The organism is Pseudomonas chlororaphis subsp. aurantiaca, from assembly GCF_013466605.1.
GTDB lineage: Bacteria > Pseudomonadota > Gammaproteobacteria > Pseudomonadales > Pseudomonadaceae > Aquipseudomonas > Aquipseudomonas chlororaphis_I.
Map to the genome: position 1 here is coordinate 4,894,393 of NZ_CP059162.1, position 21,840 is coordinate 4,916,232.

Sequence of the window (21,840 nt, forward strand, 5' to 3'; positions counted from 1 at the left end):
GAGGTTTTTATGTTTGATTATTCCGCCCGCCCCGAACTGCTCAAGGATCGGGTCATTCTGGTCACCGGCGCCGGCCGCGGCATCGGTGCCGCAGCCGCCAAGACCTTCGCCGCCCACGGCGCCACCGTGCTGCTGCTGGGCAAGACCGAAGCCAACCTGACCCAGATCTACGACGAGATCGAAGCCGCCGGCCATCCTCAGCCGGTGGTGATTCCGTTCAACCTGGAAACCGCCCTGCCGCACCAGTACGACGAACTGGCCGCCATGGTCGAAGCCGAGTTCGGCCACCTCGACGGCCTGCTGCACAACGCCTCGATCATTGGCCCGCGCACACCGCTGGAACAACTGTCGGGCGAGAACTTCATGCGCGTGATGCAAGTCAACGTCAACGCCATGTTCATGCTGACCAGCACCCTGCTACCGCTGCTCAAGCTGTCCCAGGACGCCTCGGTGGTGTTCACCTCCAGCAGCGTTGGCCGCAAGGGCCGTGCCTACTGGGGCGCCTACGGCGTTTCGAAGTTCGCCACCGAAGGCCTGATGCAAACCCTGGCCGATGAAGTCGACGGCGTCGCGCCGGTGCGCGCCAACAGCGTCAATCCGGGCGCCACCCGCACCAGCATGCGCGCCCAGGCCTACCCGGGGGAAAACCCGAGCAACAACCCGGCCCCCGAGGAGATCATGCCGGTCTACCTGTACCTCATGGGTCCGGACAGTACCGGGATCAACGGGCAGGCATTCGACGCCCAGTAACCCTGCCTTTGCCCGCGGCGGAATACCGTCGCGGCGCTCCTTTCTTCGCCGGCCTTTGCCGAGCCATCGCCAGACAAATGCCACCCTTGGCCACGCCAAACCTCGGTACTGTCAGCCAACCCGCTGAATTCAAAAGCATTTTTCTCAAATGAAGCAAATGGCACGCCTTTCGCTCTCATCTCCCTCAGATAGGCAGTGTATTAGCGAAACTCGGCGGCGATCGGGTCGGGGCTTATAACGGGCTCTAAAGCGGATTAGACTGTGGGCACTTTGTCCTGCGGGACTGATGGAACAGTATGACGTGCAGCCATGAGCCGCTCTCACCCAGCCAGTAAAGATTGCATTACGTGCTCAGGGGCTCACGCCATATGAAAACACCGACCCAGACCAACGCAATTGACTTCGATAGTGCCAAATTGCAACGCCTGGGCTTTGGCCAGCAGTCACCACTCCTGCAACGCCCGGTCAGCCTCGCCCAGCTGCGCCAGCAACTGAGCCTGCAATTGCAGACCAGCCTGGAACCGCAACGCATTCTCGGCCTGTTCTTCCGCGAAACCCAACGCCTTGTGCCCCTGGACGCCCTGGTTTACCAGCACAAGCCCAGCGACCTGCGCCTGGAATTCGGCCAGCGCGGCCACCACTCCATCAGCTACAGCCTGAGCCATGAAGGCGAAACCATGGGCGAGCTGGTGTTTCGGCGCAATCAGCGCTTCAGCGACCAGGAACAGAGCCACCTGGAATCCCTGCTGTCCACCCTGCTTTACCCGATGCGCAATGCCCTGCTCTATCGGGCCGCCACCCGTAGCGCCCTGCGCGATCCCTTGACCGACACCGGCAACCGGATCGCCATGGACCAGACGCTGCAACGGGAAATTGAAATGGCCCGCCGCCACCTGCATCCACTGTCGCTGCTGATGCTGGATATCGATCACTTCAAGAGAATCAACGACAGCCACGGCCACAGCGCTGGCGATGAAGTGCTCAAGGCCGTTGCCGCGGCCATCAAGGCGCAGTTGCGCAACGTCGACATGGTGTTTCGTTTTGGCGGCGAAGAGTTCCTGATCCTGCTATCCAACACCGGACGCGATGCCGCCGCCATGGTGGGAGAACGGCTGCGCCAGGCGGCCCAGGCCAAGGATTACTGGGCGGATGGCAAGTTGATCGAGCTGACGGTCAGCCTGGGTTGCTCGACCCTCCTGCCGGGGGAATCAGCCGAGAGCCTGCTGCGCCGTGCGGACAGCGCGCTGTACGTGGCCAAGCGCGAAGGCCGCAATCGCCTGGCGATGGCCGGCTGAGAGAACGGCTGGGCCGCCTCCATCGGAGGCAGCCACTCAACCTTCGACCAGCGCCATCCGCTCACGGGCCGCCGGGGTCTTTTCCTGTTGCAGGCAACGCTCCAGGAACAGGTACATGTAGTCATAACTCTTGCAGATCGCCTGGCGTAGTTCGCTCTGCAAGGCTTTGCTCGGCTTCATGCCGGCCAGGGTGCAGATGATTTCCAGCGCCTCCCAAGGATGCGCATCGTCGTACTGGGCATGCATTTTCAGCCACTTCATCGCCCGCTTGCGCTCTTCTTCGGGAAAGGCCGCCGCATACACGCCAGTGGAGCAGACCAGCGCCGACCACTCGCCCGTTGCACCCTCGATTGCGTAGTTGGTCGCAGCGATTGCCACGATCAGCGAGTCGGCGGAGCTGGTGTGCCAGCACCAATGACTCAAGGCATGCAGCTCCGGAGGGACCTGTTGCGCCTGCAGATCCTCCAGGCTCACACCGTGGGCGCGGCTCCAGTTCACCCAGTAATCGGCATGATTGAGCTCGACCCGGATATTGCGCATCAGCCAGCGTCGCGCCATGTCTTCCCCGGGGTGACGGGCAAAACGGGTCTTGGTCAGGTTCTGCGCCATGTACAGGGCGAATTGCTCGACAACCGGCCAGCCGCCGATCAGGTACTGGCGCATGGTCTTGTTGCTGAGCTTGTTGTCGCGCATGCGCTGGTACAGTTCGTGGTCGACCACGCGGCGCTTGCTCTCGCTGCAATCCTGGATCAGCTGCTGGGCCCAGGCCGGATAGCTTGCAGCGTCCATGAGCGGACCGGTCCTGTTGAATGCGTCGATCACTGTCGGGGCTCCTTTTGATGGTGATGGTACGGATCAGCGAGAGATTCAACGGAACGTGCCAGGAGCCTTGAATAGCAGAGGCTGTGGTCGTGAAGGCCGGCACTGCAGGCTGTCGCAGGTAAAGAGTTGCGGGCGCTCGATCAGGTAACCCTGAGCGTAATCCACGCCAATCTCCAACAATGCCTGCTCAATCTGCGGTGTTTCGACAAACTCGGCAATCGTGCGTTTGCCCATCACATGACCGATATGGTTGATCACCTCGACCATCGCGCGATTGATCGGGTCGTCCAGCATATCCTTTACGAAACTTCCATCGATCTTGAGGAAGTCTACAGGCAAATGTTTGAGATAAGCGAATGACGACATTCCCGCGCAAAAGTCGTCCAACGAAAAATGGCAGCCCAAGCCCTTGAGCTCGTTGATAAATCGAATCGCACTACCGAGATTGGAAATGGCGCTGGTCTCGGTGATTTCAAAACAAATCAGGTCCGGTGGCACGCCATGGACGATGAACTGCTCGCGCAGGAAGTCCAGGAAAGCCTCGTCACCGATGGTCGCGCCCGACAGATTGATCGCACACATCGCCAGCGGCCCTTCGCGTTCCTCGCGGATGCATTCGGCGATGATCTTGAACACATTTTCCACCACCCAACGGTCCAGAGAGGTCATCAGGCCGTAACGCTCGGCGGCAGGAATGAAGCTGTCGGGCAGGATCATCCGCCCGGCCTCGTCGTGCAGGCGCAGCAGAATCTCGATATGCCCGCCAAGCCGGTCCACATGACCCAGGGCGGCTATTTCCTGGGCATAAAGACAGAAGCGGTTCTCCTCCAGGGCCATGTGCAGGCGCTGGACCCAGGCCATTTCACCGAACCGCAGGGACAGCTCCGAGTCGTCCGCGTGATAGACTTGGACCCGGTTGCGCCCTTTCTCCTTGGCCATGTAGCACGCCATGTCCGCGGCCCGCAGTGACGCTTCGAGGGTGGTCGGGGTTTGCGCCACATGCACCAGGCCGATGCTGACCGTGGTCACGAAGGGCCGGCCCTTCCAGACAAAATGCAGGTTCTGCACCGTCTGGCGCAGGCCTTCGGCGATCTTTTCCGCCGCTTCCGGCGAGCAGTTCTCCAGCAGGATGCCGAATTCGTCGCCGCCCAGGCGCGCCAGGGTATCGCCCTCGCGCAGGCCTGACTGGAGCAAGGCGCAGATATGCCGGAGCAACTCATCCCCTGCCGCATGACCGCAGGTGTCGTTGACCAGCTTGAACTGGTCCAGGTCGAGGAACATCAGTGCATGCCGTCCCGACTGCCGGCTCAGGTTGTGCAGCGCCTGCTCCAGGCGGTATTCGAACTCGCGACGGTTCGCCAGGCCGGTCAAGGCATCGTGGGTCGCCTGCCAGGACAGATTGGCAATGTACTGGCGTTCCTGGGTCATGTCGTGCAGCACCAGCACCGTGCCGCTGACCTTGCCGGCGTTCTGGATAGGCGCGCCGACCAGGGTCACCGACACCGTGCTGCCATCCAGGCGCTGGATCAGCTTCGAGTGCTCGCTGCCGCCACTGAGCTGGCCGCTGAGGATGTGTTCGATCAGGGTGAAGTCGTCGGTCTGGGCATTTTCATCGAGCAGATTGAACAAGGCCGCCAGCGGCAGCCCCACGGCCTGCTCGGCCTTCCAGTGGGTCATTTCCTCGGCGGCCGGGTTCATGTAGGCGATGGCGCCGTCCACGTCGGTGGTGATGACGCCGTCGCCAATGGATTGCAGGGTGATCTGCGCCCGTTCCTTTTCCAGTTGCAGGGCGCTGGCGAACTCATGGCGCTGGGCCAGCAGCTTATGGGTGCGTAGCAACGCCAGGACAATCAGCCCCAGCGCGGTGGCCAGGTTGGTGATCAGCAACAGCCGCAGAATCATCCGCGACCCCTCGCCCAGTGCGTCGCTAAAGGCCTTGGCAGCGGGCGTCACGCCATCGTTGATGGCGAAAATCTGGTTCTTCCAACGCTGGATATCGGCTTCGGAGGCCTGGTTGCTGGTAATGCTGCGGTGCATTTCATGGGCCACGCTATCGAGCTGCACCAGATAACTGTCGCCCACGGTCCACAGGTCGATGGCTTTTTCCAGGTAACTGAAATGGCGGAAGTTCAGGTACAGCCAGATCACGCTGTCACTGTCGTCGGGGTGGTTGCCGCCCTTGAGAATCCCCGCCCGCGCGGCATTCAGGTCGGGCGGTTGCTGATCCAGCGCGACCCGTAGCTCATGCCCGCCCTGAGGCACGGCTATGGCGTTCTGGTACTTCAGGAAGATCGATTCGTCGCGGCTGTCAGCGTAGAGATTGAGATAGTAGATAGCGTCCTTCTGGCCCTTGGACCAAAGGCTCTCCCCGGCAACGTAACCACGTACCGCCGAAAGGACATATAAGCTGAGGCCACCCAACAGCGCTTGAAACAACACCACCGCAATAAATGGCCAGACGATGCCCAATAACCGTGGCGTTCCGAGAGTCCGCTTTTGCTTCATGAGGTCCCTTGCATAAGCACTGCCAGATGAACACCCGAGAAAATAACGCTCCTGACAGCACAGACTAGGCTAATTTCCGCGGCCTCGAACGCACAGGCCGTGACGTTCGAGCACGCTGCCAGTCGAGACACGACAGGGCCATGCCCCAGGAGGGTCATTTCCACCAGAGAATTCAAGCACTAAGCACAGAAAACCGGATAAAACTCAAGGTCGTTGGACTTGCTGCAAATGCCCGTAAAGCTTGGCGTAAAGGCCGCCGTCGGCAATTAGCTGCTGATGGTCGCCATCTTCGGCAATCTGCCCGCCATCGAACACCAGAACCCGATCCGCCTGTTTTACCGCGGACAGGCGGTGGGCAATGATCAGCGTGGTCCGGCCATGCAGGAAACGCGTCAGCGCCTGGTGCAGGTTGTACTCGGTGGCAGCGTCCAGGGCGGAAGTGGCTTCATCGAGGATCACCACCTTGGGTTCGGCCAGGACCATCCGCGCGATCGCCAGGCGCTGGCGCTGCCCGCCGGACAGACGCACGCCGGAACGGCCGACCACACTGTCCAGGCCGTTGGCCAGGGCGCGGACCGTCGAGTCCAGCTGGGCAATCTCCAGCGCCCGCCAGCAGGCTTCGTCGCTGCGCTCGCGGCCCATGGTCAGGTTGGCGCGGATGCTGTCGTTGAACAGTGCCGGATGCTGCAACACCACCGCCACGTTTTCGCGCAGGGTTTCCAGGCCGATTTCCTGCTGGGTCTTGCCGCCAAAACGAATCACGCCCGCCTGCGGTGTATAGAGCCCCAGCAACAGCTGCACCAGGGTACTTTTGCCGCCGCCGCTGGCGCCGACGATCGCCACCTTCTCCCCCGGCTCGATCGACAGGTTCATCTGGTCCAGCACCAGCTCGTCGCCGTAGCCGAAGCTCAGGCCACTGACTTCGATCCCCACGGTCTCACGCCCCTGGAACGGGTCGACACCGCCGGCATATTGCGGCTCGTCGGCCCGCGACAGCAGCTCGTTGATCCGCGACAGCGCGCCACCGGCGGCGTAGTAGGCGTATTGCAGGTTCAGCAGTTGTTCCACCGGGCCGATCATGAACCACAGGTAGCTGAACACAGCCAGCATCTGGCCGATGGACAGGTCGGAAAACAGCACGGTGAGCATGGCCGCCGCGCGGAAGATATCGATCCCGAACTGGAACAGCAGCCCGCTGGCGCGATTGGAGGCGTCGCTCTTCCATTGCGAAGCCACCGCATAGTCCCGCACATCCTGGGCACGCCGGCCGAGACGGCCGAGGAAAAAGCCCTGGCGGTTGCCTGCGCGCACTTCCTGGATCGCATCCAGGGTTTCGGTCAGGGCCTGGGTGAAACGCGAGGTGCTGTCGTTCTCGAGCTTTTTCAGGTGTTTGACCCGCTTGCCCAACTGCACCGTGGCGTAGATCACCAGGGGGTTGAACAACAGGATCAGCAGCGCCAGTTGCCAGTGCATCCACATCAGGATGCCCGCGGTGCCCACCAGCGTGAGCATGGCCACCAGAAAACGGCTGAGGGTTTCGCCGACAAACTTGTCCAGGGTGTCGAGGTCGGTGACCAGGTGAGTCGTCACCGTACCGCTGCCCAGGCTTTCGTACTCGCCCAGGGAAATGCGCTTGAGGCGCTCGATCAGCCGCACGCGGATGCGATAGACGATGTCCTTGGCCAACCCGGCAAACAACCGGGCCTGCAACACGTTGAACAACAGCGCCGAGCAACGCAGCATCAGGGTGATCAGCAACATCAGGCCGATGTAGCCGGCGGCGCTCTGCCAGCTCGCGGGCAAAGCGTGGTTCATCACCTTCAGCGCGGCATCGCCGTGCCCCAGCAGCACTTCGTCCACCAGCAGCGGCAGCAGCAACGGGATCGGCACGCTGCACAGCGTCGCCAGGACGGCCACGCCATTGGCGATCCACAAGGCTTTTTTATGCTGCAGTGCCAGCCGGCGGACTTCCGCCCAGCTCAGGCGATCGACGGGTTCCGGCGCTTGTGGATCACCAACCAGGTCACGCACAGGCGGCACGCTCCAGCCAGCGGCCGAGCAGTGGAGACAGCTCACTCAGGGGCTGGTAGCCATTGGTCAACAAGGCCAGTTGGCCATTGCGTTCGGCGAGCAAGGTCGGGAAGCCAGCGATCCCCAGGTCCTGGACCCAGGTAAAGTCGGCGGCGGTGGCGGCATGCTGCTCGGCGCGATCGAAAGCCTCGGCAAACTCGATGCGCGGCACGCCTGCTGCTTCAGCCAGTTCCACCAGAATGCTGGCGCGAGTGACATCCCGGCCCTCGACGTAAAAAGCCCGCTGGATCAGCCGCAAAAGTTTCCAGGCGCAATCCGGTGCCAGGCTGCGTGCCGTCACGATGGCGCGGCACGCGGGCTCGGTGTCATAGACAAAACCGTCGGGCAAGGCGCCCTCGAACTTGAACGGCTGGCCAGTGGCCTCGGTGACCGCCTGCCAGTGTTCGATGATGTAGCGGCGAGTGGTCGGCTCCAGCGCCGAGCCGCTGCCGGTACGCAGGCCGCCCACCACCAGATGCAACTCGACGCCCGCTGCCCGCGCCTGCTCGACCAGGGCCTCGGCCACCGGAGCGAAGCCCCAGCACCACGAACACATCGGGTCCATCACATAGAGCAGGCGGGCAGACATGGCTCAGGTCTCGGAAGAAGATTGCTTGTAGTTGTAACCGATCGGGTGCGGCATGTTGCGAGCCTTGGCCAGTTCAATCTGCTTCTGCCGGTCGATGGCGCTGCGGCGGGTTTTCTCGCTCAGCGTGTCCCAGCAATGCGGGCAACTGATACCCGGCACATAGTGCTCGCTGGCGCGATCCTCGATGCTTACCGGTGTGCGGCAGGCATGGCATTGATCGTAGTCGCCTTCGCTGAGGTCGTGACGCACGGTCACCCGATTATCGAAGACGAAGCAGTCGCCCTGCCATTTACTCTCCTGCTGCGGCACCTCTTCGAGGTACTTGAGGATGCCACCCTTGAGGTGGAAGACCTCGTCGAAACCTTCGCTGAGCATATAGCTCGAAGCCTTCTCGCAACGAATGCCGCCGGTGCAGAACATCGCGACCTTCTTGTGCTTGCTCGGGTCGAAGTTGGCTTTGATGTAGTCGGGGAACTCGCGAAAACTGGTGGTCTTCGGGTCGATGGCGCCTTCGAAGGTGCCGATCGACACTTCGTAGTCGTTGCGGGTATCGATCAGCAGCACTTGCGGGTCGCTGATCAGCGCGTTCCAGTCCTGCGGCTCGACATAGGTGCCGACCTTCTTGTTCGGGTCGACGCCGGGCACGCCCAGGGTCACGATCTCTTTCTTGAGCTTGACCTTGGTGCGGTAGAACGGCTGCTCGTCGCAGTACGATTCCTTGTGATCGATGTCGACCATGCGCGGGTCGTTCTTGAGCCAGGCCAGCAGCCCGTCGATGCCTTCGCGGCTGCCGGAAACGGTGCCGTTGATGCCTTCTTCGGCGATCAGCAGGGTGCCCTTGATGCCGTTGTCGAGCATCGCCTTGAGCAGCGGTTCGCGCAGGGAAATGTAATCTTCGAGGGTGACGAACTTATACAGTGCCGCCACGACAATCTGTTGTGTCATGGGTAACTCTCCAGGTGGCTACCCTCGTAAAGGGTGAACCGGATGCAAAAAAAACGCGCCGGCTGAGCGGCGCGTTGCGGATTCTAACAAAAAACCTGTGGTTAATGCTTGCTGCCGCCAGCGCAGGTCGGCGAGGCCGGGGCCGCGCCAATCTTCGCCCATTCTTGCGGCGTGTAGGTATGCAGCGCCAACGCATGGAACTGGCCCATCAGCTCGCCCAGGGTCGCGTAGACCTTCTGGTGACGCTTGACGCTGTTGAGCCCGGCAAACTGCTCGCTGACCAGCACGGCCTTGAAGTGGGTCTCCAGGCCGCGGCTGTGCATATGGCTTTCATCCAGCACCTGCAAATGCTCAGGCTGCAATGCGCCCAGTGCCGATTCGATACGTTGTTGCATGGTCATTCCTGGCTCCGCTTACTTCTTCTTCGCCGGTGCGGCCTTAGGCTCGAGTTCGGCGGTCATGTCGGCCAGCAGCTTGTTGACTACCGGTACCGCGCTTTCCAGCTTGGCCTGGGTCATCTGGGCCGATTGCTGGGTCAACTGCGGCATTTTTTCCAGGACTTTCTTGCCCAGCGGCGACTGGTAGAACGCCACCAGGTCCTTGAGCTCGGATTCACTGAAGTTGCTGGTGTAGAGCTTTACCATGTCCGGCTTCAGCTTGTTCCAGCCGATGGCCTGGTCCAGGGCGGCGTTGGCCTTGGCCTGGTAGGTTTCCAGCACGGCTTTTTTCGACTCTGGGGCTTTGGTCTGTTCAAAACGCTGAGCGAACATTTGCTGCACTTGCATGTACACCGGAGTGCCCAGCTTGTCAGCGTGCGCCAGGGTCAGGAAAGCTTCGGCACTGGCGTTGTGGCTGGCGGTATCGGCAAGCACCTGGCCGCTGGCGCAAACCAGAGCAACCGCGGTACAGATGGCACGAAGACGAGTCATCGAGTTTCCTTTTCTAGCAGGCGAGGTATAACCCCAAGGGCGACCATTCTGCGCCTAAAAAACTCTGTCGCTCAACCCCAAGCCTTGTGGTGCCTGCATTTGCTCGACCAAATGACACAAAAGGCGCTTTATGGAACCCAGGCGATGGATCACAGCCTAAACTGCGCAATCAGACCTACAGGAGTGAGCACGATGAGTCGAATCGAAACCGACAGCCTTGGCCAGGTTGAAGTCCCGGACGACGCCTATTGGGGCGCCCAGACCCAGCGCTCGCTGATCAACTTCGCCATCGGCAACGAGCGCATGCCGCTGTCGGTCCTGCATGCCCTGGCGTTGATCAAGAAGGCCGCGGCCCGGGTCAACGACCGCAACGGCGACCTGCCGGCCGACATCGCTCGCCTGATCGAACAGGCCGCCGACGAGGTGCTGGACGGCCAGCATGACGACCAGTTCCCACTGGTGGTCTGGCAGACCGGCAGCGGCACCCAGAGCAACATGAACGTCAACGAGGTGATCGCCGGTCGCGCCAACGAACTGGCCGGCAACCCGCGCGGCGGCAAGGCCCCGGTGCACCCCAACGACCACGTGAACCGCTCGCAAAGCTCCAACGATTGCTTCCCCACGGCGATGCACATCGCCGCGGCCCAGGCGGTGCAGCACCATCTGTTGCCAGCGATCGCCGAACTGTCCGGCGGCCTGGCCGAACTCTCGGCGCGGCACATGAAGCTGGTGAAGACCGGGCGCACCCACATGATGGATGCCACGCCCATCACCTTCGGCCAGGAGCTGTCGGCCTTCATCGCGCAGCTGGACTACGCCGAGCGCGCCATTCGTGCGGCCCTGCCGGCGGTGTGCGAACTGGCCCAGGGCGGTACCGCCGTCGGTACCGGGTTGAACTCGCCCCACGGTTTCGGCGAGGCGATCGCCGCCGAGCTGGCGGCCTTGTCCGGGCTGCCGTTTGTTACCGCGCCAAACAAGTTCGCCGCCCTCGCCGGTCATGAACCCCTGACCACCCTCTCCGGCGCCCTGAAGACCCTGGCAGTGTGCCTGATGAAAATCGCCAACGACCTGCGCCTGCTGGGCTCCGGGCCACGGGCCGGGCTGGCCGAGGTCAGGCTGCCGGCCAACGAGCCGGGCAGCTCGATCATGCCGGGCAAGGTCAACCCGACCCAGTGCGAAGCCCTGTCGATGCTGGCGTGCCAGGTGATGGGCAACGACGTCGCCATCGGCTTCGCCGCCAGCCAGGGCCACCTGCAGTTGAACGTATTCAAGCCGGTGATCATCCACAACCTGCTGCAATCGGTGCGCCTGCTCGCCGACGGCTGCAGCAACTTCCAGCAGCACTGCATCGCCGGGCTGGAGCCCGACCCGGTGCAGATGGCCGACCACCTGGAACGCGGGCTGATGCTGGTCACCGCGCTCAATACCCACATCGGCTACGACAAATCCGCCGAGATCGCCAAGAAGGCCTATGCCGAGAACCGCACCTTGCGTGAAGCGGCCCTGGAGCTGGGTTATCTGACGGACGAAGAATTCGATGCCTGGGTGCGGCCGGAAAACATGCTGGAGGCTGGCAAGCAGGGCTGATCGCCAGCGATTGGGATCAGTTGCAAATCAGCCCCGCTCCTGCTTCCACAGGAGCGAGGCTTGCCCGCGATCAACCATAACGCGCCCTAGCTCTCCGGCACTTCCATGCGCACTCGCCGCGCCTTGAGCCCGGCTATCAGCGACGGCCCCAGGGCCGTCAAGGCCGAGCCCAGCACCACCAGCACCGCCCCGCCATAGCCCAGGCCGTTGATCTGTTCGGCATGCACATATTCGGGCCACAACCAGGCCGCCACAGCCACCGCGGCGAAAGTCACCAAGGGCGTGATCGCCAGCGTGGCGCTGACCCGCGACGCCTCCCAATGGGCCAGCGCTTCGGCAAAGGCGCCGTAGGCGATCAGGGTATTCAGGCAGCAGGCCAGCAACAGCCAGCCTTGCAGCGGGCTCAACTCCAGCGCCTCGAGGGGATGGGCCCACGGCGTGAGCAACAGCGCGCAGAACAGGTAGATCACCATCATCACCTGCAGGGAATTCCACACCGTCAGCAACTGCTTCTGGCCCAGGGCATAGAAGGTCCAGACCGCCGAGGCGGCGAGCACCGTCAGCACACCGGCGGTGTAGTTGCTCAGGGACGTCAGCAGCTCGGTCAGGCGCTGATTGAAAAACAGCCCGAAACCGATCAGCAGCACCGCCAGGCCAATGCCCTGCCCCAGGCTGAAACGCTCCTTGAACACAAACAGGCTGGCGATCAGCAGCAGGATCGGCCCCATCTGCACCACCAGCTGCGCGGTGCCGGGGCTCAGCAGGTTCAGCCCCATCAGGTACAGCACGTAGTTGCCCACCAGCCCACAGACCGCCATCAATACCAGCCAGCAGCCACGCGGCCCGAGCACCCGCCAGCTCGGCAAACGCTTGACCGCCGCCAGGTAGATCAGCAGGAAGCCACCGGACACCAACAGGCGAAACCAGGTCACGGTCACCGGGTCCATCACCAGCAGCACCTGCTTGAGCTTGATCGGCAGGATGCCCCACAACAGCGCCGTAAGCAGTGCGAGGAACAAGCCGTAGACCCAGCGACCGGACGAGATGTGCATGCGAACCCCAAAAGCCTGATGGAGGGAGCCCGCATTCTAGGCCCGGGGCTGTGACGAACACAGGGACAATTGCCGGCTGAGCGTGATTGGGATTGTGCTGGTCGTAAAAAGCATCGCGGGCAAGCCTCGCTCCTACAGATGCAGGAGCGAGGCTTGCCCGCGATGGGCTTAGCGCACTGCTTCGAACAACCCGGTCGCGCCCATGCCGCCGCCGACGCACATGGTGACGATGCCGTAGCGCAGGTTGCGCCGTTGCAGTTCGCGCACCAGGTGGCCGACCTGGCGCGAACCGGTCATGCCGAACGGGTGGCCGATGGAGATCGAGCCACCGTTGACGTTGTACCTGGCGTTGTCGATCAGCAGCCGGTTGCGGCTGTACAAACATTGCGACGCGAAAGCCTCGTTCAACTCCCAGAGGTCGATGTCGTCCACTTGCAGGCCCTTGGCCTTGAGCAGCTTGGGTACCGAGAACACCGGGCCGATGCCCATTTCGTCCGGCTCGCAGCCGGCCACGGTGAAACCGCGGAAGAACGCCTTGGGCTTGAGCCCCAGCGCCAGGGCCCGCTCCAGACTCATGACCAGGGTCATGGACGCACCATCGGACAGCTGCGAGGAGTTGCCCGCGGTGACCGAGCCGTCTTCGGCGAACACCGGTTTCAAGCCGGCCAGGTTTTCCAGGGTGGTATCCGGGCGGTTGCAGTCGTCGCGATCGACCACGCCGTCGAGGACCTGCACCTGGCCGCTGTTCTTGTCCTCGACCCGGTACTTCACCGCCATCGCCACGATTTCGTCGTCGAACAGCCCGGCCGCCTGGGCCGCCGCGGTGCGCTGCTGGCTTTGCAGGGCGTACAGGTCCTGCTCCTCGCGGCTCACGTTGTAACGCCGGGCCACCACCTCGGCGGTCTGGCCCATGGGGAAGTAGATGCCCGGCACCTGCTCCTTGAGCAGCGGATTGATCAGGTTGTCGGTGTTGACGCTTTTCATCGTCAGGCTGATGGACTCGACGCCGCCGGCGACAATGATGCCGCTGCAACCGGAAGCGATCTGGTTGGCCGCGATGGCGATCGCCTGCAGGCCGGAAGAGCAGAAACGGTTGAGGGTCATGCCCGCGGTACCGGTGCCCAGGCGGGACAGCACCGCGACATTGCGCCCGATGTTGTAGCCCTGGGCGCCTTCGTTGGAACCGGCGCCGACGATGCAGTCCTCGATGCTGGCCGGGTCGATACCGTTGCGGGTCAGCAGCGCATTGACGCAATGGGCGGCCATGTCATCCGGACGGGTCTGGTTGAACTTGCCGCGAAAGGACTTGGCCAGGCCGGTCCGCACGCTATCGACGATCACCACTTCACGCATGGCATACCTCATCATTGTTGTCGGTTGTGAGTGGGTCGAGCATAGATCCAGCCCTTGCCCGACCGCGACGATCATTCATCCGGCGTATGCAAAACCATCGCGGCGCCGGGCCCGCGCCTTGACCCGCTCATCGCCTGCGATGGCTATTTCTTGTTCTTCTTGCCTTTCCTGTCCTTTTTCTCGGACTTGTCGAACGCCTCTTCCAGCGCGCGGTTGAGGGTGCGCAGCACCTTGACCCGGGCCCAGCGCTTGTCGTTGGCCTCCACCAGGGTCCAGGCCGCGACCTCGGTGCTGGTGCGATCGACCATGTCGCCGACGGCGGCGCGGTAGGCGTCCCATTTGTCGCGGTTGCGCCAGTCGTCCTCGGTGATCTTGAAACGCTTGAACGGGATCTCTTCGCGGGCCTGGAAACGCTCCAGCTGGGTCTGCTTGTCGATCGCCAGCCAGAACTTGACCACTATCACCCCGGCGTCCTCGAGCTGCTCCTCGAAGTCGTTGATCTCGCCATAGGCGCGCAACCAGTCCGCCGGGCTGCAAAAACCCTCGACCCGCTCCACCAGCACCCGGCCATACCAGGAACGGTCGAACACGGTGAACTTGCCCCGCGCCGGAATATGCCGCCAGAAGCGCCACAGATAAGGCTGGGCACGCTCATCCTCGGTCGGCGCGGCAATCGGCACGATGCTGTACTGGCGCGGGTCCAGCGCCGCCGCCACCCGGCGGATCGCCCCGCCCTTGCCGGCGGCATCGTTGCCCTCGAAAACCGCCACCAACGCGTGCTTGCGCATGCGCTTGTCGCGCAGCAGGCCGGCCAGGCGCGCCTGCTCGGTAATCAGTTGTTCCTCGTAGTCGTCCTTGTCCAGGTGCTGGCTCATGTCCAGGCTGTCGAGCAGGGTCAGCTTGTCGACTGCCTCGGCCAGCGGTGCCACATGGGACTCGACTTCGACCGCGGGCCGGTTGAGCGCGCTCTGCAGGCCCTCGAGGAGGATCTTGCCCACCGCCAGGCTGCGGTAATGCGGGTCCACGCCTTCGATCACATGCCAGGGCGCGTAGTCGCGGCTGGTGCGGCGCAACACCCGCTCGCCATATTTGACGAACTTGTCGTAGGTCTCCGACTGCTGCCAGTCCAGCGGGCTGATGCGCCAGCTGTGCAGCGGGTCGTCCTGCAGCGACTTGAGGCGGGTCTTCATCTGTTTCTTGGACAGGTGGAACCAGAACTTGAAGATCAGCGCGCCTTCGTCGCACAGCATTTTCTCCAGACGCTCGGCACCGGCGATGGCCTGGTCGAAACGGCCGTCCTTGAACAGCTCATGCACCCGTCCCTGGAGCATCTGGCTGTACCAGTTGCCGAAAAACACGCCCATGCGGCCCTTGGCCGGGAGCATCCGCCAGTAGCGCCAGGCCGGTGGCCTCGCCAGTTCTTCGTCGGTCTGCTGGTCGAAGGTGCGGACCTCGATCAGGCGGGGGTCCATCCACTCGTTGAGCAGTTTCACCGTCTCGCCCTTGCCGGCGCCTTCGATGCCGTTGATCAGCACGATCACCGGAAAACGGGCTTTCTGCTTCAGCTCGAACTGGGCTTCCAGCAGGGCTTCGCGCAGGGCCGGGACTTCGGCGTCAAAGGTTTTTTTGTCGATGGCGTGACCGATTTCGGCTGATTCGAACATGAGCGACTCCCTGGCAAGATGGAGCAAGACTAACGGATCGACACATGATTTGTCGGCAGGGAAGATGCCAGCCATTGCCGTGGATCATTACCCCCTGTGTCGATCGGCTAGAATGGTCGCCTTGCCGTTACCGAGCCGAACATGACCGCTGAACTGTCTCACACCCAGCCCCATGCCCAGCTCGACTGGGACGACCAGGGCCGCCCGCGTTCGCGGGTTTTCGACGACGTGTATTTCTCCACCGACTCGGGCCTGGATGAAACCCGCCATGTGTTTCTCGAACAGAATCGCCTGCGCGAGCGTTTTGCCGCGTTGCCGCCCAGTGGCCGCTTCGTCATCGGCGAGACTGGCTTCGGCACCGGTCTGAATTTCCTCTGCGCCTGGCAGTTGTTCGAGCAACAGGCCGACGCCAGCGCGCGCCTGCATTTCGTCAGCGTGGAAAAATATCCGCTGACGCCAGCCGACCTGCAGCGCGCCCTGGCCCTGTGGCCGGAGCTGGCGCCCCTGGCCGAGCGCCTGTTACGCGCCTATGTCGCTGTGCATCAGGGCTTTCAACGCCTGGTGCTGGACAAGGGCCGCGTCACCCTGACCCTGTTGATCGGCGATGCCCTGGAGCAGTTGCCGCAACTCGACGGGCAGGTCGATGCCTGGTTCCTCGACGGCTTCGCCCCGGCGAAAAACCCCGAGATGTGGACCGCCGAGCTGTTCGCCGAACTGGCGCGCCTGGCCGCTCCGGGTTCGAGCATCAGCACCTTCACCAGCACCGGCTGGGTGCGCCGCCTGCTGAATGCCGCGGGCTTCAAGATGAAACGCACCCCGGGCATCGGCCATAAGTGGGAAGTGCTGCGCGGCGAGTTCCTCGGCTGGCCCGCAGACACCCCAGCGCCAGCCGCCAGCAAGCCCTGGTTCGCCCGCCCGACTCAACGGATCCAGGACAAACACGCCCTGGTGATCGGCGCCGGCCTGGCCGGTTGCGCCAGCGCCGCCAGCCTCGCCGCGCGGGGTTGGCAGGTCAGCCTGCTGGAGCGCCACGGGCAACTGGCCCAGGAAGCCTCGGGCAACCCGCAGGGCGTGCTGTACCTGAAACTCTCGGCCCACGGCACCGCCCTGTCGCAGATGATCCTCAGTGGTTTCGGCTACACCCGGCGCCTGCTCGAACAGCTGCAACGGGGTGTCGACTGGGACAGCTGCGGCGTGCTGCAACTGGCCTTCAACGCCAAGGAAGCCGAGCGCCAGGCGCAGTTGGCGGCCGCCTTCCCGACGGACCTGTTGCATCAGCTGGACCAACCCCAGGCCCAGGCCCTGGCCGGCATCGGCCTGGCCCACGGCGGGCTGTTCTACCCGGAAGGCGGCTGGGTGCACCCGCCGGCCCTGTGCCAGTGGCAAGCCGCACACCCGCGGATTCGCCTGCTGCCCCATCACGAGGTACTGGAACTGCGCCGGGTCGATGGCCAGTGGCAGGCCTGGGACGGCGAGCGGCTGCTGGCCAGTGCCGAGGTGGTGATCCTCGCCGGCGCCGCCGAGATCAAGCGCTTCCCGGCCAGCGCCGAGCTGCCGCTCAAGCGCATCCGCGGGCAGATCACCCGCCTGCCGCAGACCGCGCGCAGCCAGGACCTGGCCACTGTGGTGTGCGCCGAAGGCTATGTCGCCCCCGCGCGCCTGGGCGAACACACCCTGGGCGCCAGTTTCGACTTCAAGAGCGAAGACCTGACGCCCACCGCCGCCGAGCACGCGGGCAACCTGCAGATGCTCGAAGAGATCTCCCAGGACCTGGTGGAACGCCTGGAGGCCGACCGGCTGCAAGCGGAAACCCTCGAAGGACGGGCCGCCTTCCGCTGCACCAGCCCGGACTATCTGCCGATCGTCGGCCCCCTGGCGGACCAGGCGGCATTCGCCGAGGTCTACGCGGTGCTGGGCAAGGATGCGCGCCAGGTCCCGGACCTGCCCTGCCCCTGGCTGGACGGCCTGTATATCAACAGCGGCCACGGCTCGCGCGGGCTGATTACCGCGCCGCTGTCGGGCGAGTTGCTGGCCGCCTGGCTGGACAACGAACCGCTGCCCCTGCCGCGCAACGTGGCCGAAGCCTGTCACCCCAATCGCTTTGCCTTGCGTCGGTTGATTCGCGGCAAGCCATGAAAGCAAACCGCGATGCCAGCCACCCTGGCATCGCTTCGCCATCGCCGCGCAAACGCCCACGGGCCCTGCCCGCGCGGCAAAACTCCAGGCAGATCAAGGCCTTTACCTCGGCCCGCAACGCACTAGCACTCCGCCGCTTATAACCCATCGGTCTAAAACTCCAGGGTTTCACCTGGGTCAGTTTCCGGGTACCTGCCGTTTCTGGCCGGTCGCGTTTCACCCCTCCCCAACGGAAAAACCGGTAAGGACTTATGTGCGGATTAGCTGGAGTATGTGATATGCGCTAAACAAGGGCTCCTAGCGCCTCTTATTGTCCCTGATATCCCCTATCGGGAACTGAACATGGTACAAAAAGTGGTACGAGAGCCACATGCCCTCCTACGGCGTCCTGCCGACCGAACACAACCCCTATTTTTGCAGTTCCCTCACATACGCCTGGCAAGCCTGCAGAGCGATCAGTCCCCGGTCGCCGGCATCGGCGATGCCGACAATTCGTTGAGCATGCGCTGGGTCAAGTCTGGCGCGTGCGGTTCCATGAACCACGCCGACGGTGGCGGCGGTGGCAGGCACTGCACAGCTACTGGCTGTATCCGCGGCGTCGACAAGGACTGACAGCCGCAGGTCAGCAGTAGCAAGACGGTCACGCAGACGGCTTTGATCACGTTGTGCATCGGTCAGGGCTCTGTGATGGGTTTGATCGCTGGCCTGCAGCTGCTGCTCCAGGGCCAGGCGTTTGTCCTGCTCGGCCTGCTGTCGGGCCGCTGCCGCAAGGTTCAGCTGATTCAGGTCGTCATCGTGCTGCCTGGCCTGATCCGCCAGCTGTCGGCCAAAGCGCCAATCCTGGACCTGCCAGGCGACGCCCGCGCCGGCGGCGATCAGCAGGCCGGCCAGCACCAGGGCGCCGGTCAGTTTCTGTAATGGCGTAAACATCGCTAGTCCTCCCAGTCAGGCAGATCCACGGTATGACCGGCCAGCGCATGCGTGCAGTCGCCGAGGAATTGAATGCGGCCATCAGTCACGAATGAGTGGCACACGAACGGGCGCGGCTCGACGTGACCGCCAGCCATCAAGATCGCGTGCTCCTCTTCGGTTACACGCTGAGCGCCGCGAACAAGAATCGACGGTGTAAACGTTGGCGTGTCGACATTACCGTTCCACCCCCACCGGGGGCCGGGGCCTGAACCATGCTGAATGCTGTGCATTTGCTTGCAGCCTGGGCACTCGAACCACAGAGAGCCATCGGCGGCGGTAGCCAGAATGCGGGACAACCTGAGGAAGTAGCTCATGCCAGCGCCCTCCGCACGCCTTCAGCCAGTACAGCGGCCGGGTATTCGTACCCTGCGTTTTCGTGATGGATGATCGCCTTGACGAACCCGGCCATGGCCGGGGCCTGAGTCAGATCGATCTCTGCCCCAGGCCGGGTACCGGTGTTGGCCTCGACGGCGCGTACGTAGGCAGCCGTGTCGTTCTCTACTGCTGGCGCCCAGCGGCTGATAATCCCCTTCACCGTCTTGAGCCCGTGCTTTCGCTGGTAGGTCAGCAGCAGTTTGCCCAGTGCGCGGATGCCGTTCTCTGGCGTGTCGAACCGGGCGAACCGCTTCTCAAGCGCAGGGTTGGGTGGGAGTTGGCCTTTCCACTGATTTGCTGGGTTGTAGTCGATGTTCCCGGGGTTTCGATTGCGCACCCCGCGCGTTTCGGTTGTCGGCATACTTTTCTCCAGGCGAAAAAAAGCCCGCGCATGGCGAACCATGATCTGAGGTAAATTTTTTATTTCTCGCTTAATGCAATATGATGCAGGAATGTTTTCAGAAAAAGACAACTACTGACAAATGAACAATAAATATTACTCAATTCAAGCCCTTCGCGGACTTGGCGCCATATCAGTTGTAGTCTTTCACTCCTTGTCACTTGCCCCTATATTTAACTTTAAAGCTGGGGCCGCCGGCGTAGATCTATTTTTCATTATCAGTGGATTTGTTATGTGCATGGCATTGCGCCCGCAAACAAATCAAATAGATTTTCTTGCAAGGCGAGTAATTAGAGTGACCCCTATTTATTGGGTCGCAACAGCAATAACAGTTGTTTATTATCTATTAAGGTATCCAGAAACTCCTCCATCAGCAGAGCACATAATAAAATCTTTTCTTTTCCTACCTCCTCCTGACGGATTTGGAAAACCAATCCTATATCCTGGATGGACGTTAAATTATGAAATGTTTTTTTACTTTACATTATCATCATTCATGATTTTCAAGGGTAGAGCGATAAGCATAACCTGCTGCGCGCTAATTGTAATGGGGACGGCCATCAGCTCAAGCAAATACGGAAACAATATTTACTATGCAAACCCGATACTCCTTGAGTTTGTAGCTGGACTATTAATTGGAAGAGTTGTAAAGCTCGGCTATCACCCAAGCAAAAAAACCGGAATATTGCTTTTATGCTCATCTCTAATAATTTTTGCAACTCATAACCACTTGAAATCCGATGGGATAATTGCCTGGGGAATTCCATCTGCTCTGCTGGTAATTGGAGCGCTAGCTTTTGAAGATTCATCGTTAGTAAAAAACAAGATATCTCAGCTTCTAGGGGAGGCAAGTTACTCAATCTACGTATTCCACATAATAGTAATATGGGCTATAGATTGGTCAGCGCCAGATTCCAGATCACCAATACTAATTGCTGTAGCAACATCGGCATCTATTGTGGTTGGTATAGTTGCACACAAAACTATAGAGCGGCCAATGCTAAAATCAATGCAAGGGCTATTGAGCATTCGCAAAGCGCCACTGGATACCGCCCCCTGAAACTCCTAGCCGAGCGAATCATTAAGCCATGATGGTGCTGTTGGCCGGTTCTCTAAATAAGGAAATCCTAATGAGCTTGGCCACTCCCTAAGGCTGCGACGATACCTCTGTAAATCTGTGTATTTATCTGCTGACAAGGTAGATGGGCCTCCTGCCTCTATCTCGTCACGATGGCGTGCAACCAGGCGATCGGTTAACAAAAGATATGAATTAATCCATTGATCCTCGACGGCTGCTAGTTCTTCTTCTGTGGGGCCCGGGCGAAGGGACAATACTAATTCACCAGAATCATCAACCTTAATAATCTGAAACCTTTCAACCCCAGACTTTAGCTCTTCGTATTTACTATCTGAAATGCCAATACAGTCTTCTGGTTTCCTACTACCATTAATGTCATCAGAATAAAACTGATTATTGCTCGGAGAAAAATAGTACATTGCTTAACCCTCAATAGCCAATAGCTAAAAGCCTTACACCTGCGTTTCCGCCGTTGGTTGACGACCAAGAGACTCGAACGCTACCAGTAGTATTCTCGATAACATTAGTTGCAAACGTATCAGCCTGACCTGACGAAGAATTAGATGCAAATGCAATCAGCATCGCATTTGGAAAAGTTATAGGCAGAGATATTGTCTGAAATACATTTGGGGTTACACCAGTAGACGCAGCCCTCATCCATTGCAAGATAAGGCCATTTGGCAATTTCGCATAGCCACTATTATTGGTTGACGCAATACCAGCGCCATTACTAACCAAAATTGTCGATGCCGATATATAAATAAACTCTACGGCAACTCCAGGCTGAATAGCGATGCTAGTTCCAGATCCATTTGGCGGGCCAAATGTCAACCCTGACGGAGCGTTTACAGTTATAGCACCTGTACCGGCTCCACACTGAATATAAAACTTAGTCCCTGCCGACACGCTAGCAAAAGACGGAAGAGCAATCACTCCACCTGACGTTATATTTGCCAGGACCACATGGCCTGCATCGGCAGCTGTAAGGGTTGCTCCGGAAGTTATAATCTTAACTCCGGCCATATTCCCAAGCGATTTCTGCACAAACTCTGTGGTCGCAAGTTTTGTCGTGTTATCGAACTGGGGCGCTGTCACGCCGGCCTTATTAAGGCCCTGCTTAAAGCTATTGAGCAGGGTTGTGATTGTCCCATCATCAATGGCGTCCGTTCCATTGTTATCGACAATGAACTGGCCGATCATCGCTGCCATGATCGAGGCTTGCCGCCAGACTTTATTTAGCTGGATTGATGCAGCCGTACCTGCTGAAAATCCATTTGACCTGGCGGTGAGTGCTGCATAGTCCGACTGGGACATGACA

20 protein-coding genes are annotated in these 21,840 nt (G+C 61.0%); 5 read left to right on the forward strand and 15 right to left on the reverse strand.

The window, feature by feature from the left end:
* The first annotated feature begins 9 nt into the window (after positions 1 to 9).
* Together H0I86_RS21960 and H0I86_RS21965 are read left to right on the forward strand one after the other, a co-directional pair.
* The gene (locus H0I86_RS21960; protein ID WP_180922167.1) at positions 10 to 750 is read left to right on the forward strand and encodes a YciK family oxidoreductase; all 741 of its coding nucleotides are present in this window, start codon (positions 10 to 12) and stop codon (positions 748 to 750) included.
* Positions 751 to 1,118: 368 nt separating this feature from the next.
* Positions 1,119 to 2,045, forward strand: coding sequence for a GGDEF domain-containing protein (locus H0I86_RS21965; RefSeq protein ID WP_009050172.1), 927 nt, complete (start codon positions 1,119 to 1,121; stop codon positions 2,043 to 2,045).
* Positions 2,046 to 2,081: 36 nt separating this feature from the next.
* Here H0I86_RS21965 and H0I86_RS21970 read toward each other — a convergent pair whose 3' ends face one another.
* The 7 genes from H0I86_RS21970 to H0I86_RS22000 form a co-directional block, all read right to left on the reverse strand.
* Positions 2,082 to 2,834 carry an iron-containing redox enzyme family protein gene (locus tag H0I86_RS21970; RefSeq protein WP_219733907.1) on the reverse strand — a complete coding sequence of 251 codons (753 nt, stop codon included), beginning with the start codon at positions 2,832 to 2,834 and terminating at the stop codon, positions 2,082 to 2,084.
* Positions 2,835 to 2,912: 78 nt separating this feature from the next.
* Positions 2,913 to 5,372, reverse strand: coding sequence for an EAL domain-containing protein (locus tag H0I86_RS21975; RefSeq protein WP_180922168.1), 2,460 nt, complete (start codon positions 5,370 to 5,372; stop codon positions 2,913 to 2,915).
* A gap of 204 nt (positions 5,373 to 5,576) precedes the next feature.
* Positions 5,577 to 7,403: an ABC transporter ATP-binding protein gene (locus H0I86_RS21980; protein ID WP_150085776.1), complete on the reverse strand. Its 1,827-nt coding sequence runs from the start codon at positions 7,401 to 7,403 to the stop codon at positions 5,577 to 5,579.
* Positions 7,396 to 7,998, reverse strand: coding sequence for a DsbA family protein (locus H0I86_RS21985; RefSeq protein WP_180925895.1), 603 nt, complete (start codon positions 7,996 to 7,998; stop codon positions 7,396 to 7,398). The genes H0I86_RS21980 and H0I86_RS21985 overlap by 8 nt, the downstream gene beginning before the upstream one ends.
* 36 nt (positions 7,999 to 8,034) lie before the next feature.
* Positions 8,035 to 8,976 carry an oxygen-dependent tRNA uridine(34) hydroxylase TrhO gene (trhO, locus tag H0I86_RS21990; RefSeq protein ID WP_180922169.1) on the reverse strand — a complete coding sequence of 314 codons (942 nt, stop codon included), beginning with the start codon at positions 8,974 to 8,976 and terminating at the stop codon, positions 8,035 to 8,037.
* Positions 8,977 to 9,077: 101 nt separating this feature from the next.
* Entirely contained in the window at positions 9,078 to 9,377 is a 300-nt protein-coding gene (locus H0I86_RS21995; protein WP_016704374.1) for a BolA family protein, read from the reverse strand.
* Between the two features lie 12 nt (positions 9,378 to 9,389).
* On the reverse strand, positions 9,390 to 9,905 hold the full coding sequence (locus H0I86_RS22000) for a DUF2059 domain-containing protein (protein ID WP_009045024.1): 516 nt from the start codon (positions 9,903 to 9,905) through the stop codon (positions 9,390 to 9,392).
* 192 nt (positions 9,906 to 10,097) lie between these two features.
* Here H0I86_RS22000 and H0I86_RS22005 point away from each other — a divergent pair, with 192 nt between their 5' ends.
* Positions 10,098 to 11,492, forward strand: coding sequence for a class II fumarate hydratase (locus H0I86_RS22005; protein ID WP_096375109.1), 1,395 nt, complete (start codon positions 10,098 to 10,100; stop codon positions 11,490 to 11,492).
* An 86-nt stretch (positions 11,493 to 11,578) separates the two neighbouring features.
* On the opposite strand, the gene H0I86_RS22010 is transcribed toward H0I86_RS22005, so the two are convergent.
* The 3 genes from H0I86_RS22010 to pap form a co-directional block, all read right to left on the reverse strand.
* A complete protein-coding gene (locus tag H0I86_RS22010; RefSeq protein ID WP_180922170.1) occupies positions 11,579 to 12,544 on the reverse strand; it encodes a DMT family transporter in 966 nt (321 codons plus the stop codon).
* A 168-nt stretch (positions 12,545 to 12,712) separates the two neighbouring features.
* Complete coding sequence (locus H0I86_RS22015; RefSeq protein ID WP_180922171.1) at positions 12,713 to 13,897, reverse strand: thiolase family protein; 1,185 nt, start codon at positions 13,895 to 13,897, stop codon at positions 12,713 to 12,715.
* 143 nt (positions 13,898 to 14,040) lie between these two features.
* Entirely contained in the window at positions 14,041 to 15,561 is a 1,521-nt protein-coding gene (pap, locus tag H0I86_RS22020; protein ID WP_180922172.1) for a polyphosphate:AMP phosphotransferase, read from the reverse strand.
* Between the two features lie 141 nt (positions 15,562 to 15,702).
* Between pap and mnmC the strand changes: the two genes are divergently transcribed.
* Positions 15,703 to 17,697: a bifunctional tRNA (5-methylaminomethyl-2-thiouridine)(34)-methyltransferase MnmC2/FAD-dependent 5-carboxymethylaminomethyl-2-thiouridine(34) oxidoreductase MnmC1 gene (gene mnmC / locus H0I86_RS22025; RefSeq protein WP_180922173.1), complete on the forward strand. Its 1,995-nt coding sequence runs from the start codon at positions 15,703 to 15,705 to the stop codon at positions 17,695 to 17,697.
* A 408-nt stretch (positions 17,698 to 18,105) separates the two neighbouring features.
* Here mnmC and H0I86_RS22030 read toward each other — a convergent pair whose 3' ends face one another.
* From H0I86_RS22030 to H0I86_RS22040, 3 genes are read right to left on the reverse strand one after another with little or no spacing between them, the layout of a single operon-like run.
* Positions 18,106 to 18,627 carry a lysis system spanin subunit gene (locus tag H0I86_RS22030; protein ID WP_180922174.1) on the reverse strand — a complete coding sequence of 174 codons (522 nt, stop codon included), beginning with the start codon at positions 18,625 to 18,627 and terminating at the stop codon, positions 18,106 to 18,108.
* Between the two features lie 2 nt (positions 18,628 to 18,629).
* Entirely contained in the window at positions 18,630 to 18,983 is a 354-nt protein-coding gene (locus H0I86_RS22035; protein ID WP_180922175.1) for a ubiquitination-like system serine protease family protein, read from the reverse strand.
* Positions 18,980 to 19,405 carry a structural protein gene (locus H0I86_RS22040; protein WP_180922176.1) on the reverse strand — a complete coding sequence of 142 codons (426 nt, stop codon included), beginning with the start codon at positions 19,403 to 19,405 and terminating at the stop codon, positions 18,980 to 18,982. The genes H0I86_RS22035 and H0I86_RS22040 overlap by 4 nt, the downstream gene beginning before the upstream one ends.
* A 121-nt stretch (positions 19,406 to 19,526) precedes the next feature.
* On the opposite strand from H0I86_RS22040, the gene H0I86_RS22045 reads away from it, so the two are divergent.
* Positions 19,527 to 20,504: an acyltransferase family protein gene (locus H0I86_RS22045; RefSeq protein WP_180922177.1), complete on the forward strand. Its 978-nt coding sequence runs from the start codon at positions 19,527 to 19,529 to the stop codon at positions 20,502 to 20,504.
* Between the two features lie 5 nt (positions 20,505 to 20,509).
* Here the strand turns inward: H0I86_RS22045 and H0I86_RS22050 are convergent, their stop codons facing one another.
* A complete protein-coding gene (locus H0I86_RS22050) occupies positions 20,510 to 20,941 on the reverse strand; it encodes a phage tail protein (RefSeq protein WP_180922178.1) in 432 nt (143 codons plus the stop codon).
* A 10-nt stretch (positions 20,942 to 20,951) separates the two neighbouring features.
* Positions 20,952 to 21,836 carry a gp53-like domain-containing protein gene (locus tag H0I86_RS22055; protein WP_180922179.1) on the reverse strand — a complete coding sequence of 295 codons (885 nt, stop codon included), beginning with the start codon at positions 21,834 to 21,836 and terminating at the stop codon, positions 20,952 to 20,954.
* Between the last annotated feature and the right edge of the window lie 4 nt (positions 21,837 to 21,840).

What these genes read in the sequence shown, in the direction of transcription:
- H0I86_RS21965 (WP_009050172.1), top strand. Translation starts at nt 1,119, where the DNA reads ATGAAAACACCGACCCAGACCAACGCAATTGACTTCGATAGTGCCAAA.
- H0I86_RS22045 (WP_180922177.1), top strand. Translation starts at nt 19,527, where the DNA reads ATGAACAATAAATATTACTCAATTCAAGCCCTTCGCGGACTTGGCGCC.
- H0I86_RS22000 (WP_009045024.1), bottom strand. Translation starts at nt 9,905, where the DNA reads ATGACTCGTCTTCGTGCCATCTGTACCGCGGTTGCTCTGGTTTGCGCC.
- H0I86_RS21995 (WP_016704374.1), bottom strand. Translation starts at nt 9,377, where the DNA reads ATGACCATGCAACAACGTATCGAATCGGCACTGGGCGCATTGCAGCCT.
- pap (WP_180922172.1), bottom strand. Translation starts at nt 15,561, where the DNA reads ATGTTCGAATCAGCCGAAATCGGTCACGCCATCGACAAAAAAACCTTT.
- H0I86_RS22050 (WP_180922178.1), bottom strand. Translation starts at nt 20,941, where the DNA reads ATGTACTATTTTTCTCCGAGCAATAATCAGTTTTATTCTGATGACATT.
- H0I86_RS22010 (WP_180922170.1), bottom strand. Translation starts at nt 12,544, where the DNA reads ATGCACATCTCGTCCGGTCGCTGGGTCTACGGCTTGTTCCTCGCACTG.
- trhO (WP_180922169.1), bottom strand. Translation starts at nt 8,976, where the DNA reads ATGACACAACAGATTGTCGTGGCGGCACTGTATAAGTTCGTCACCCTC.
- H0I86_RS21985 (WP_180925895.1), bottom strand. Translation starts at nt 7,998, where the DNA reads ATGTGTTCGTGGTGCTGGGGCTTCGCTCCGGTGGCCGAGGCCCTGGTC.
- H0I86_RS21975 (WP_180922168.1), bottom strand. Translation starts at nt 5,372, where the DNA reads ATGAAGCAAAAGCGGACTCTCGGAACGCCACGGTTATTGGGCATCGTC.
- H0I86_RS21970 (WP_219733907.1), bottom strand. Translation starts at nt 2,834, where the DNA reads ATGGACGCTGCAAGCTATCCGGCCTGGGCCCAGCAGCTGATCCAGGAT.
- mnmC (WP_180922173.1), top strand. Translation starts at nt 15,703, where the DNA reads ATGACCGCTGAACTGTCTCACACCCAGCCCCATGCCCAGCTCGACTGG.
- H0I86_RS22015 (WP_180922171.1), bottom strand. Translation starts at nt 13,897, where the DNA reads ATGCGTGAAGTGGTGATCGTCGATAGCGTGCGGACCGGCCTGGCCAAG.
- H0I86_RS22055 (WP_180922179.1), bottom strand. Translation starts at nt 21,836, where the DNA reads ATGTCCCAGTCGGACTATGCAGCACTCACCGCCAGGTCAAATGGATTT.
- H0I86_RS22035 (WP_180922175.1), bottom strand. Translation starts at nt 18,983, where the DNA reads ATGAGCTACTTCCTCAGGTTGTCCCGCATTCTGGCTACCGCCGCCGAT.
- H0I86_RS21960 (WP_180922167.1), top strand. Translation starts at nt 10, where the DNA reads ATGTTTGATTATTCCGCCCGCCCCGAACTGCTCAAGGATCGGGTCATT.
- H0I86_RS22040 (WP_180922176.1), bottom strand. Translation starts at nt 19,405, where the DNA reads ATGCCGACAACCGAAACGCGCGGGGTGCGCAATCGAAACCCCGGGAAC.
- H0I86_RS22005 (WP_096375109.1), top strand. Translation starts at nt 10,098, where the DNA reads ATGAGTCGAATCGAAACCGACAGCCTTGGCCAGGTTGAAGTCCCGGAC.
- H0I86_RS22030 (WP_180922174.1), bottom strand. Translation starts at nt 18,627, where the DNA reads ATGTTTACGCCATTACAGAAACTGACCGGCGCCCTGGTGCTGGCCGGC.